The 13,344-nt window shown below is 36.7% G+C and carries 13 protein-coding genes; 12 read left to right on the forward strand and 1 reads right to left on the reverse strand.

All coding sequences use genetic code 11. The features are described from left to right. Positions 1–113: 113 nt before the first annotated feature. From ACSQ6I_RS02480 to ACSQ6I_RS02490, 3 genes are all read left to right on the forward strand, one after another. A complete protein-coding gene (locus ACSQ6I_RS02480; protein WP_438888693.1) occupies positions 114–1,058 on the forward strand; it encodes a cytochrome c oxidase subunit II in 945 nt (314 codons plus the stop codon). A 42-nt stretch (positions 1,059–1,100) separates the two neighbouring features. After that, positions 1,101–2,744 (forward strand): cytochrome c oxidase subunit I, encoded by a 1,644-nt coding sequence (gene ctaD, locus ACSQ6I_RS02485; RefSeq protein WP_438888695.1) that lies wholly within the window; start codon positions 1,101–1,103, stop codon positions 2,742–2,744. Between the two features lie 108 nt (positions 2,745–2,852). Next, complete coding sequence (locus tag ACSQ6I_RS02490) at positions 2,853–3,449, forward strand: cytochrome c oxidase subunit 3 (RefSeq protein WP_438888696.1); 597 nt, start codon at positions 2,853–2,855, stop codon at positions 3,447–3,449. 198 nt (positions 3,450–3,647) lie between these two features. On the opposite strand, the gene ACSQ6I_RS02495 is transcribed toward ACSQ6I_RS02490, so the two are convergent. Then, complete coding sequence (locus ACSQ6I_RS02495) at positions 3,648–4,214, reverse strand: Uma2 family endonuclease (RefSeq protein WP_438888697.1); 567 nt, start codon at positions 4,212–4,214, stop codon at positions 3,648–3,650. Between the two features lie 194 nt (positions 4,215–4,408). On the opposite strand from ACSQ6I_RS02495, the gene ACSQ6I_RS02500 reads away from it, so the two are divergent. The 9 genes from ACSQ6I_RS02500 to ACSQ6I_RS02540 all read left to right on the forward strand — a co-directional run bounded on the left by ACSQ6I_RS02500 (position 4,409) and on the right by ACSQ6I_RS02540 (position 13,212). Continuing rightward, positions 4,409–4,978 carry a Uma2 family endonuclease gene (locus ACSQ6I_RS02500; protein WP_438888699.1) on the forward strand — a complete coding sequence of 190 codons (570 nt, stop codon included), beginning with the start codon at positions 4,409–4,411 and terminating at the stop codon, positions 4,976–4,978. A gap of 66 nt (positions 4,979–5,044) precedes the next feature. Then, positions 5,045–6,220: an ATP-binding protein gene (locus ACSQ6I_RS02505; protein WP_438888700.1), complete on the forward strand. Its 1,176-nt coding sequence runs from the start codon at positions 5,045–5,047 to the stop codon at positions 6,218–6,220. Next, a complete protein-coding gene (locus ACSQ6I_RS02510; protein ID WP_438888701.1) occupies positions 6,217–6,912 on the forward strand; it encodes a DUF4276 family protein in 696 nt (231 codons plus the stop codon). Before ACSQ6I_RS02505 ends, ACSQ6I_RS02510 begins: the two co-directional genes overlap by 4 nt. Before the next feature lie 148 nt (positions 6,913–7,060). Continuing rightward, a complete protein-coding gene (locus ACSQ6I_RS02515; protein WP_438888702.1) occupies positions 7,061–7,549 on the forward strand; it encodes a hypothetical protein in 489 nt (162 codons plus the stop codon). Positions 7,550–7,685: 136 nt separating this feature from the next. Next, entirely contained in the window at positions 7,686–7,844 is a 159-nt protein-coding gene (locus ACSQ6I_RS02520) for a hypothetical protein (RefSeq protein WP_438888703.1), read from the forward strand. 15 nt (positions 7,845–7,859) lie between these two features. Continuing rightward, a complete protein-coding gene (locus ACSQ6I_RS02525; protein WP_438888704.1) occupies positions 7,860–8,471 on the forward strand; it encodes a cupin in 612 nt (203 codons plus the stop codon). A gap of 181 nt (positions 8,472–8,652) precedes the next feature. Then, on the forward strand, positions 8,653–9,144 hold the full coding sequence (locus ACSQ6I_RS02530; RefSeq protein WP_438888705.1) for an ArsC/Spx/MgsR family protein: 492 nt from the start codon (positions 8,653–8,655) through the stop codon (positions 9,142–9,144). Between the two features lie 181 nt (positions 9,145–9,325). Further along, the gene (locus tag ACSQ6I_RS02535) at positions 9,326–12,925 is read left to right on the forward strand and encodes a HEAT repeat domain-containing protein (protein ID WP_438888706.1); all 3,600 of its coding nucleotides are present in this window, start codon (positions 9,326–9,328) and stop codon (positions 12,923–12,925) included. A 26-nt stretch (positions 12,926–12,951) separates the two neighbouring features. Then, positions 12,952–13,212 carry a hypothetical protein gene (locus tag ACSQ6I_RS02540; RefSeq protein ID WP_438888707.1) on the forward strand — a complete coding sequence of 87 codons (261 nt, stop codon included), beginning with the start codon at positions 12,952–12,954 and terminating at the stop codon, positions 13,210–13,212. Positions 13,213–13,344 lie beyond the last annotated feature (132 nt).

Below are 13,344 nucleotides of genomic sequence, written 5' to 3' on the forward strand. Positions count from 1 at the left end.
AAAACACTGCCCCAAATCAGAGAACAGTGAACAGATTGATAACTGAATAAGTACGGACGAATTGTAATTTGCTCCTACAACTGATAATTGATAACTGATAGAGTGCAGGTAGTATGCAAAAAGTTCCTGTGTCGTTATGGACGCTATTAGCTGGGATGATAATTTCCCCTATTAGCATCTGGATTGGTCAAAATCATCATCTACTACCGGTACAAGCATCGCAACAAGCGCCTTTGGTAGACGGATTTTTCAATATCATGTTTACCATTGCTGTTGCTTTATTTTTAGTAGTAGAAGGAACGATTCTAATTTTCTTGTTTATGTATCGTCGTCGTCCAGGAGATAATGGTGATGGTACACCTGTAGAAGGTAATTTAGCCTTAGAAATATTTTGGACAGCAGTTCCTACAGTAATTGTGATTGTTTTGGGTATCTACAGTGTAGATATTTATAACAAAATGGGAGGCTTAGAACCAGGAAGCCATCCTCATGGACAGATGGCTATGGCTGCTACCATGAATGATGGTTCTGAGGCTGTAACTCCTGGGATTGGTATTGGTGGAAGTCCCCAAACTCAAGGTAAACCAGCGGATTTGGTAGTTAATGTGAAGGGGATTCAGTTTGCTTGGTTATTTAACTATCCCCAAACTGGTATTGCTGCTGGTGAGTTACACGTTCCTGTTGGTGCTGATGTGCAGTTGAATCTATCAGCAGATGATGTAATTCATTCGTTCTGGGTTCCGCAATTTCGTCTCAAACAAGATGCACTTCCTGGTATCCCTACAGAATTACGTTTTGTCGCTACAAAACCAGGTACATATCCGATAGTTTGTGCAGAATTGTGTGGTGGTTATCACGGTTCCATGCGATCGCAAGTAATAGTCCACACCCAAGAAGATTTTGATAGCTGGTTGACAGAAAACCAGATTGCTCAACAGCAAGGACAACCTCAAGTTGTGGCTGTAAATCCAGCTAATTTATCGACACCTGAATTTCTGGCACCTTATGTCAATGATATGGGTGTAAATGCAGCAACTCTGACTCAAATTACAAAATAGCAGCGTTCAGTTGACTACTGAACAAATTCGCACTCATAGCTTATGACACAGTTAGAATTTCCACCAAATACGCCACACACCTCACACCCTACAGCGTGGAAATGGCGAGATTATTTCACTTTTAATATTGATCACAAGGTGATTGGGATTCAATATTTGGTGACAGCGTTTGGATTTTATCTCATCGGTGGGTTGATGGCGATCGCACTCCGCACCGAGTTAGCCACCGCAGATTCCGATTTTCTTGATCCTAATCTGTACAACGCCTTCATGACCAATCATGGGACGATCATGATCTTCCTATGGATTGTCCCCAGTGCAATTGGAGGATTTGGTAACTATCTAGTCCCGTTGATGGTGGGTGCTAGAGATATGGCGTTTCCCAAATTAAATGCGATCGCATTTTGGTTAAACCCACCAGCTGGTTTACTGTTATTACTCAGTTTCATTTTTGGTGGTTCCCAATCAGGTTGGACAGCTTACCCACCTTTAAGCTTAGTTACCGCACCTATCGCCCAAACCATGTGGATTTTAGCGATTGTGTTAGTGGGAACTTCCTCAATTTTGGGTTCACTCAACTTTGTCATCACCATCTTGTTCATGAAAGTCCCCAGCATGAAATGGGATCAAGTTCCTCTATTTTGCTGGGCAATTTTAGCAACTTCCGTCCTCGCACTTGTATCTACACCAGTATTAGCAGCAGGTTTAATTCTGTTGTTGTTTGACATCAACTTTGGTACTTCCTTCTTTAAACCAGATGCAGGTGGTAACGTCGTTATTTATCAGCATTTGTTCTGGTTTTATTCCCACCCGGCGGTTTATTTAATGATTCTGCCGATTTTTGGGATTATGTCAGAAGTAATTCCCACCCATGCACGGAAACCGATTTTTGGTTATAAAGCGATCGCATTTTCCACAGTTGCTATTTGCGTCGTCGGTTTATTCGTCTGGGTTCACCATATGTTCACCAGTGGCACACCCGGATGGATGCGGATGTTCTTCACCATTTCCACCCTCATAGTTGCAGTTCCCACCGGTGTCAAAATCTTCGGATGGGTCGCAACCCTTTGGGGTGGCAAGATTCGCTTCACCAGCGCCATGCTATTTGCGATCGGCTTACTTTCTATGTTCGTCATGGGTGGTTTAAGCGGCGTAACAATGGGAACAGCCCCCTTTGATGTTCACGTCCACGACACCTATTATGTAGTCGCACATTTCCACTACGTTCTCTTTGGTGGTTCCGTCTTTGGTATTTACGCAGGTATATATCACTGGTTCCCCAAAATGACCGGCAGAATGATGAACGAAACCTGGGGAAGAGTTCACTTTGTCCTCACTTTAATCGGTACTAACTTGACATTCCTACCCATGCACAAACTGGGTTTACAAGGAATGCCACGCCGAGTTGCCATGTATGATCCCCAATTTGTGAGCTTAAACCAGCTTTGTACCATTGGCGCATTCATTTTGGGTATTTCTGTGATTCCCTTCGCTTACAACGCCATTACTAGTTGGAGAAAAGGAGAACTCGCAGGTGATAATCCCTGGGAAAGTTTGACTTTAGAATGGACAACCAGTTCTCCACCAATTATTGAAAACTGGGAAGTTTTACCTGTTGTTACTCATGGTCCTTATGATTACGGTCACGATCATGATGATGCATCAGTGACAGAAGCTGTCAGTTAAAACGCAGAGGTATGCGGAGGTTAGCGCGGAGGTACGCGGAGTTTTTTCAAATTCTTTCTACCTTTGCGCGATCGCGTGAGACAGATGAGAATTTACTAGGAAAATAGCATGACTGCAATTACAACCAGTGAACATCATGAAGGTGGACACGAAGAACATCAAGATTTACGAGTTTGGGGACTATTGACTTTTCTGGTTTCCGAATCTTTGATGTTCGGTGGATTTTTTGCCACCTATTTGTTCTTTCGAGGTACTACCGCAGTTTGGCCACCAGAAGGAACAGAAGTAGAATTATTTATCCCTACAATTAACACTATCATTCTTATTTCTAGTAGTTTTGTCATTCACTTTGGTGACATGGCAATTAAAAGAAATAGTGTTGGTTGGATGCGGTTTTGGTATTTCATTACCGCAATTATGGGGGCTGTATTCCTAGCCGGTCAGGTTTATGAATACATGAATTTGGGATATGGTCTGACCACCAATATTTTCGCCAATTGCTTTTATCTCATGACCGGTTTCCACGGTTTACACGTCTTTATCGGACTGTTGTTAATCTTGGGTGTATTATGGCGTTCTTTGCGTCGTGGTCATTATTCTGATACCAAACACACAGGCATCGAAATGGCAGAAATTTACTGGCACTTCGTTGATATCATTTGGATTGTTCTCTTCACTTTGGTTTATCTGCTCAACGCATTTTAATTTGGTAATGGGTAATGGGTAATGGGTAATGGGTAATGGGTAATTATACACCTTTTACCTTTTACCTGATCATAGATCATTCACAATTCTGAAAACATCATCCAATCACATCCTGTAAATCCTTAAATCCTGGATATCCTGATTCTGACAATTAGCCGTAATTTTGCTAAAATTGTAAGTTTATAAAGGAATTCCTGATTAATCAAAAATCTGTGATGCTTGTAAATTGAGATTATTAAATAGTGGAGAAATAACTAAATCATCACCAGAAAAAATACCAACTTCATTATAAATTTTATCAACTAATTCTAAGACTAATATACTTTTGGTTTGGGGGTCAATAATCCAATATTCAGGAATACCACAATCTTGATACTGTAGACGCTTGGCGATGAAATCTCTATCTCTTTGTAATTCCCCAGGACTAACTACTTCAACTACCAATAAAGGTGGTGACATTGACAGGCGAATCGTGTTACGGTTTGCTAATTGTTGAATATGCTCTTCTTGAATAATAGTTAAATCAGGATAACGATTTCTCGGTTCTCCTCTTACTTCCAATTCCAAACCATGTCCCCGCACTCTATCAATCCCTATTAACAATGCAAAAATGAGAAAAAGACGATTAGCAATTTGCACATTAATTCCTGACTCTGGTGGCATTTCAATTAACTCCCCATTAAACAATTCGTACAAATTATCTGTGCCATCATCATAAGATAAATATTCTTCAAAACTTGCAAATCTATGTTTAGTTTGTACCATGACATTTACTCCATGATTACTTATGGTTTAATTTTAACATTATTTATAAGTATTAAAACATCATTCAATCACATACTGTAAATACTTGAATTCTGGATATCCTGTATCTCTAACTGGAGGCGTAAGCCATTTCTGACAATTAGCCGCAATTTTGCTATAATCACAGTCACTTCAATGTAATCGGTGACAGCATAATGATTACCACTGTTGAGCGTCGTTATAGTTTAGATGAATATCGCGCCATTGAAGAAAAAGCTGAAGGGCGCAACGAATATCATGATGGGGAAATTATACCAATGCCAGGAGGATCACTCAACCACAGCCGTATAGGTGGTAATATTTTTGCATTTCTAAAATTTCTTCTGCGTGATAGTCAGTTTGAGCCAATTAATAGTGATTTGCGGCTATGGATTCCTGAATATAAACGCGGCTTATATCCCGACGTGATGGTTTTTATAGGTGAACCACAGCTAAATGAAAATCGCAATGATGAAGTTCTAAATCCTACCTTAATTATAGAAATATTATCTCCTTCCACAGCAGATTATGACCGCCAAGGCAAGTTTCGGATGTATCGTTCAATTAGCAGTTTTTGCGAATATTTATTAGTTGAACAAGATGAAATCTTTATAGAAAAATATAGTAAACAATCTCAAGGTTGGTTATTAAGTGATTTTAATAATTTAGAAAAATCTATTTCTCTGGAGTCAATTGGGGTTGAATTACCAATAGCAGAAATTTATCGCGGTGTTGTTTTTGAGTAAGCAATGATTGATAATGGGCTATAATAATTTATTGTTACTTTAATTAAGTATAAATAGTAAAACTATATGAAATTAGACTTTGTAGAATATTGTGAAGACAAAGATAAGCCCAGTGAGTGGCGTTTAGATGGTTGCCAATTAGGTAATGTAAACTTGATTGTTGGTAAAAATGCCTCTGGTAAATCAAGAATACTTAGAGCTATCAACCTTGTATCTAATTTGCTATCTGGTGATAGAGGTCTTATACCTGATGGTAGGTTAAGAAAGTGGAAATTAACCTTTGATTCTCATAACAACCATAGCAAAAAAATCTACATATTGAAAATTGAGAATGGTCAGGTAGTTAAAGAGAGTTTTATTAGTGGAGATAAGACTTACCTTGATAGGAAAGAATCAGGTATTGGGAAAGTTTGGGCTGAAAAATTGAAGGAAGATATTGACTTTCAGACTCCCATTGATGGAGTGGCTATTTTCAAAAGAAGAGATTCTATCCAGCATCCTGTTTTTGAGGAGATTTACAATTGGGCAAGCTCATTTAGGTATTATGAATTCGGGACAGATTTAGGAAAAAGTCGTCTTGCATTCGCTAACTCTATTAGAAAAAAAATAGACTTAAAAGATACAGAAAAAGTAGTTGATATATTCAATTCAGGACAAGAAGAATTTGGACATAATTTCATTGAAGCAATAAAATCGGATATGTTAACGGTGGGTTACAACATATCTGGAATAGAAGCCAAAACACCAGCATCTGTTTTATTTTCTGATCAAGGGGATGAAATGCCCCTAAAACTACAATGTCTTTATGTTCAAGAAAGTGATTTAAAAGTTAAAACTGAACAAGGATTGATCTCTCAAGGTATGTTCAGAGCGTTATCTTTAATTATTCAAGTAAATTACTCGCTTTTAGCCGGAAAGCCCAGTTGTATCTTGATAGATGACATTGGGGAAGGACTCGATTTTGAAAGAGCATCAGCAATGATTAAGTTGCTTATTAGTAAAGCTGAAAGCGGATTAGTTCAGCTAATTATGACAACCAATGATCGCTTTATTATGAATGGTGTTCCTTTGAAATATTGGTCAGTTATTGAAAGGAAACCTGGATTGGCCAAACTTCATAACATACATAATTCAAAACAAATATTTGACGATTTCAAATTCACCGGATTAAACAATTTTGACTTTTTTGCAACTCAATTCTATATAGAGGGGTTTGGTAATGAGGAGAATATAGAACAGTGAAAAAATTAGCTATTTTTGTAGAGGGGCTAACAGAACAAATTTTTGTAGAGAAATTACTTAAGGAGATTGCAGGTATAATTAATATTTCCATAGAGATTCAATCTAAGGAAGGAAGAAATTTTGCCACCTTAATAATGAAATATCCTGTTACTTGTGCAACAAAATTTTATGTGTTAATTTATAACTCTGGTGGTGAAAATAACGTCGTTTCAGATATGAAAGATCAGTATAACTCTTTAACTGCGTCTGGTTATGAAAGAGTAATAGGATTAAGAGATGTTTATCCAATACCTTTAGCTCAAAAATCTAGGTTACAAAGCGGTTTACGTTCTTCTTTACCAACAGGAACAATTCCTATAAATATAGTCCTTGCTGTTATGGAAATAGAAGCATGGTTCTTAGCAGAATATAATCATTTGCTAAAAATAGACCCGCGTCTTACTCCAGATCAAATTCAAGCAAGTTTTGGATTTAATCCTAAAACTGATGATATGGAACAAAGAGCTAATCCTGCTGATGATATGAAACAGATTTATAACTATGTCGGTAAAGGTTATAACAAGCGTGAGAAACAACTCAATAGACTTGCATCTAATTTAGATTATGAATTTATATATATTAAACTTGTGAATAGTGTTCCTAGCCTTGGAAAATTTATTAAACATATTGACAAATATATGATTTCTCCATAGTTCAATTATATATAAACATTATCATAATTTTAAAAACTACTACTATAAGAAATCATTAAATTTATATACCTGACTACTACTTCAACTGTTAAATAGTAGATGTGGAGAATTCTAAATATTCCACATCAAATGGGATTGATTACCTATTATGCAACCTAACCAAAACAAATACTCATGGTTTGATGTAGCAGAAGATGTCAAAGAATTATTGATATTAGCGGCACAGACTTGGGAAAATACAGAAGAATCTACAAAATATATGCAACAAGCTTTAGCTAAAACAGGAGACAACACAGATGTTTTAGTTGCAGCTTATAGATATTTTTACTACAAAAATAATTATGTTCTCGCACTGACAACAGCAGAGAAAATAACCGCTAAAATTAAAGAAGTCGAGAAGTTTCCTGATAACTGGGAACAACTTCAACCCATCTTAGTTAAACGTCACGAAGAACACCAAATCAGATTGTACTTAAATGCTTATGCTGCTTCTGGTTTGGTATTAGCTAAACTAGGAAAGTTAGATCAAGCTAAGGAAATCAGTGCCAGAGTTAAAGGTATTGATGAAAAAAATGATTTTGGTTCTAGCATTCTTCTGGATATTTTAACCCGTCCACCAGAAGAAGATGATGATTAATTATAGCATTTCCTAGTCCCCTCCCCGCAAGCGAGGAGGGGGTTGGGGGTGGGGTTTTTGTACCTCACTCAACCGAGAAATGCTATATGTAAACCGAGTAAACATTTTACCAATCACCTCTTCCCAATCAAAAATCATGAACAACTGGTTATCCACTTCATCCTCTTATCAATCTCTCACACCTTCTACTAATAATAGTATTCTCCTACCTCCCCTCCCCGCATCTCCTGTGGCTCCTATAACTGTGATGCCTCAAGCTAATCCTCCCATGATTTTCTTACCAAAATATTCATAATTGAGTATATAAATTATGCAAGGTAAGGATTGGTTTATCGCTGGAGATGGACAGCATCAAGCCTGTAAATCAGCGAGAACATGGGATTTATTACGTGACAATTATCGCTTATATCGGTTTCTGACTGAGGTGGAAGACGTTCTCAATCGTGTTGAGGACGAATCAACTTGTCTCCCTGAAATTCGGATGCTGGTAAGGCGATTAATTGTCAATTCTTATTGGGTACAAAGTCAATCTTTACCACCTGACTCAAAAACAGGAGCCTCTGTTTTACTGTTATATGATGAATTAGGGTTTCCTTTAACTGTACAAACAGTAACTTTTGCACCGGGGACAATTTCCAATATTCATAATCATGGAACTTGGGGAGTGGTAGCGTTGCTAAAAGGTGAAGAAAAAAATACATTTTGGCGGCGCAGTTCAAACCCGGAGTTTCCAGATAAAATTGAAACAACTGGAGAAATAAATTTATTCCCAGGTGATATTATTAGTTTTGCTCCTGATACAATTCATCAGGTACAAGCTGTTGGTGAACAACCTACGGTTACATTTAATATCTATGGAGAAACCGACCCCAAAGAGAGATGTGAATTTGATACAATTCACCATATTGCTAAAAAATTTTAAATGTAGTGGCATAAACAGAAATAAATGATTATTGTGATAAATAGATAGCAACTAATAGAAATAGGTAAAAAATCCAGAATATTTACCTATAAAGAAAACCCATCATTTTTGATCTGCGTTTATCTGCGGTTAATTATTTCCTGTCCAGAAATCGACTCAAAACCTTATAGGAGATATATCCATGGCCAGAGTAATTTTCTATGAAAAACCAGGCTGTAAAGGTGGTACAAAGCAAAAAGTTTTGCTGACAGCCGCAGGTCATGAAGTAGTGACATACAGTTTATTAACGGAACCTTGGACAGCAGACAGGTTGCGGTCATTTTTTGGCGATCGCTCTGTAAGCGAATGGTTTAACAAGTCCGCACCTAAAGTAAAATCAGGAGAGGTGATTCCTGAAAGCATTGACGCTGATACTGCTTTGGTTATGATGCTCAGAGATCCTTTATTAATTCGTCGTCCTTTAATTGAAGTAGGAAATAGACGTGAAGTAGGTTTTGATGTCGAGAAAATTGACGCATGGATAGGTTTAAAACCTGTCGATGACTCTTTGAAGGAAATGAGCGAAAAACTGATGCAGCAAAACCTCCAAGGCTGCTCTCACGGTCATGATCACGAACACCATCACGGCAAAGGTAATTGTAAAAATCACGGTCAAGAACAACACCAGCATTAGATATTAAACAGCCTCTCTCCGTTGTGGGGAGAGGTATGGAGAAGGATCAAATAGATCAAATCAATTCTGTCGAAGTCGCATTTACTTATTTCGATAAATATAGAGAAATTCACCTAAATCTGAAAAAATACCCAGTTTGAATGTATATACTCGTAATTAAACACAAATAGATACGAGTATTATGTTGGACTGGTTGCTTATTTGGGGAGTTACTCAAGGTGTTGGGGTGCTGGTTGCTCCGATTTTGCAAGATTTAGCAAAGGAAGGAGCAAAAGACTTTGCTAAAGACTTTTTCAAAGACTCCCTCAAACACGTTCTGCTACGAGAAAAAGATCCTCGTCAGGTAGCAGCAGGTAAAGCAATTAAAGAATTTTTACAACTGGTACAGCAGCAGTTAAAAATCCGTTGTAAACTTCCTGAAAATGAAATTAAACCATATGTTCAAGAAGTCAAAAAATTTATCAGCGATAAATCGGTTAAATCAATATTAGGAAAAGCCTTTGCTGTTGATTGTGATTCCCTTGACGCAACAACTCTTAAAAATATTTGGAATAGTCTACAATTAAAACCTCTACCAAATAATTTTAATTGGGATGCCATCACAAACCAGTATTTAATGAATGTTCAAGAAATTCTCTTTGATTCCAAAGATTTAAGAGATATACTTGACTCACAGAATATTGAAAAAATTGAAAAAAATACTCAAGAAATTGCAGGTATTATCCCGGATTTTGATTTATTGGGATATCAAGAAGCAATCAAAGAAACTTATGGCAATCTTAAATTAGAAAGTTTAGATACAACAGGTTATGCCTATAACGAACTGAAATTATGGCGAATGTTTATCGCTCAAAATGTGCGGGAAGTTCACCAAGTTTTACCACAAATTTACGAACTGCCTAAAGAGCATCTGAATCGACTCCGCGAAAGTAATCAGCTAGAAGTAGAAGTTGCCATACAGGAGTTAGAACGCTACAAACAAAGTTATTTTGAACAACCAAATAAACCAGTTTTAGAGATTGTTGACAATCAGAATTATAAATATATAGTAATTTTAGGTGATCCAGGTTCTGGCAAATCTACATTACTACAATTTTTAGCATTAAATTGGGCAGAATTGCCAATTGATAATATAATTTCTCAACCGATTCCTTTATTGATTGAGTTACGCACTTATATGCGGCGACGGGAAGATAAGGAATGCCATAATTTTATCGAATTTTTTCATAAATGTAGTGGTTCAATTCATCATCTCAATCAACATAAATTGCATGAACAACTTTTAGCTGGTAATGCTTTAGTCATGTTTGATGGTTTAGATGAAGTCTTTGATCCAGGAAAACGAGAAGATGTAATTACAGATATTCATCGCTTTACAAATAAATATCCTCAAGTACGGGTGATTGTGACTTCTCGCGTGATTGGCTACAAAACTCAACGGTTAAGAGATGCTGAGTTTCATCACTTCATGCTTCAAGATTTAGACGCAGAACAAATTCAAGATTTTATCAATCGTTGGCATGAATTAAATTTTAATAATGAAGCTGATAAACTGAGAAAAAAAGAACGTCTCCAAAGAGCAGTTGAAACATCAAAATCTATCAAAGAATTAGCAGGAAATCCACTGTTATTAACAATGATGGCGATTTTAAATCGTAATCAAGAATTACCTAAAGATAGACCGGAACTTTATCATCAAGCATCACGGGTATTGCTGCATCAATGGGATGTAGAACGAGCTTTAATCGAAGATATACGTTTAGACCCCAAAACCATTGATTATAAAGATAAACAGGCAATGTTACGCAAAGTTGCCTACCGTATGCAAGCAAATGAAAAAGGTTTAGCTGGTAATTTAATTAGTGCATCTGATCTAGAAACAATTCTGACTGATTATTTCAAAACCATAGTAGATAAACCCAGAGAAGCTGCGAGAGTGATGATTAATCAATTACGCACTCGCAATTTTATTTTGTGTTTTGTCGGCGCAGATTATTATGCTTTTGTTCATCGGACATTTTTGGAATATTTTTGTGCCTGGGAGTTTGTTTGGCAATTTAAAGAAACACAAGTTTTATCAATTGAGCAATTGAAAACAGAGGTTTTTGGTAAGCATTGGCAAGATGAATCTTGGCATGAATTATTACGCTTAATCACCGGAATGATTGAACCTAAGTTTGCTGGGGATATTATTGATTATTTAATCATGCAGGATGGAGAAGCGGAAGAATTTACTAATGTCTTTTTAGCATCTGAGTTATTTGAACAAGTAAGAAATATTCAATTAATAGTTTCAGTTGGTAATAGACTAATTGAAAGGCTAAAAGGTTTAACGGAATATAATCTTATTTACTATTATGAAAATGGAGAAGAAGCGATAATAGTTAAGAAAATACGCAGGCAAGCGGTTAAAAAAATAGTGACTACTTGGCAAGATGACTCCAATACTCTATCTTGGCTTAAACAAGCTATAACTTTGGGAAATAATAGCGATATACGAAGTGCCGCAGTGCAAGAATTAACGTGTAACTTTAGAAATGACCCTGATATATTACCCATTCTCAAACAAATTGTTACCTCTGATGATCATGAGGATGTGCGAAGTGCCGCAGTACGAGAATTAACGTATAACTTTAAAAATGACCCTGATATATTACCCATTCTCAAACAAATTGCTACCTCTGATGAGAATTGGAATATGCAAATGGTAGCAGTACACGCATTAGCAAATGACTTCCAAGAAAATCCAGATATATTACTATTTCTTAAACAAATTGTCGCCTCTGATAATAATGAGTATGTGCTATATGCAGCAGTAGATGCATTAGCAAATAACTTCCAAGAAAATCCAGATACATTACTATTTCTTAAACAAATTGTCACCTCTGAAAATAATGAGTTTGTGCTATATGCAGCAGTATATGCATTAGTAAATAACTTCCAAGAAAATCCAGATACATTACCATTTCTCAAAAAAATGGCAGCCTCTGATAATCATTGGATTGTGCGATATACAGCAGTACACGCATTAGCAAATAATTTCCAAGAAAATCCAGATACATTACCATTTCTCAAAAAAATAGCAGCCTCTGATGATAATTGGACTGTCCAAAGTGCAGCAGTGCAAGGATTAGCAAATAATTTCAAAGAAGACCCCAATACTTTATCCATTCTCAAACAACTCGCTACTTCTGATGATAATTTGACTGTGCGAAGTGCAGCAGTGCAAGGATTAGCAAATAATTTTAAAGAAGACCCCAATACTTTATCCATTCTCAAACAACTCGCTACTTCTGATGATGATGAAGATGTGCGAAGTGCAGCAGTGAAAGGATTAGCAAATAATTTCAAAGAAGACCCCAATACCTTATACATTCTCAAACAACTCGCTACTTCTGATGATAATTTGACTGTGCGAAGTGCAGCAGCGCAAGGATTAGCAAATAATTTCAAAGAAGACCCCAATACTTTATCCATTCTCAAACAACTCGCTACTTCTGATGATGATGAAGATGTGCGATATACAGCAATACGAGGATTAGCCAAATACTTTAAAACTAACCCTGAGTTGTTCGAGTTGTTCTACAATTGCGCTATGAATGATCCCTTTGAACGTAAAGATGAAAAGGAATATAATCCTCGAATGGTTGCACTGAAAATAATCATCAAGCAATATCCTAACCATCCCCAAACTATATTGCTATTGCACGACAAAGCAGAGAATGACACAGATGAGCAAGTGCGGAAATTGGCAAAAAAAGAATTAGCAAAATTAAAATGATAAAATAATAAAAAAAGGATACCGCTATGAATACATCTGTCAAGACAATCAAAGTCTACGACGAAATTGTAAATTTTATTGCTGCTGGTACTACTCCTCAAAGTGTGATTAACTTCCACCTTTCGGAAACAGCACAAAACCGTTTAGAGCATTTAATTGATGGTGCTAAAAATAATCAACTAACCAAAGAAGAAAAGCGCGAGTTAGAGCATTTTCTGACTCTAGAACACATTATGACTTTAGCTAAAGCCAAAGCGTATAAATATATGAACACCGAGGATAAATAAGATGTCTCGTACTTACATTAATGTAGATTTGCGGCGTTTAGTTGTGAACGCGCTGGTAATATTTGTGAATATTGTCTTATTTCAGCAGTAGATAGATCATCCGGTTGTCAAGTTGACCATATAATTAGCGTT

Origin of the sequence: Anabaena sp. WFMT, assembly GCF_051781005.1 — a bacterium.
Classification (GTDB): Bacteria; Cyanobacteriota; Cyanobacteriia; order Cyanobacteriales; family Nostocaceae; genus Anabaena.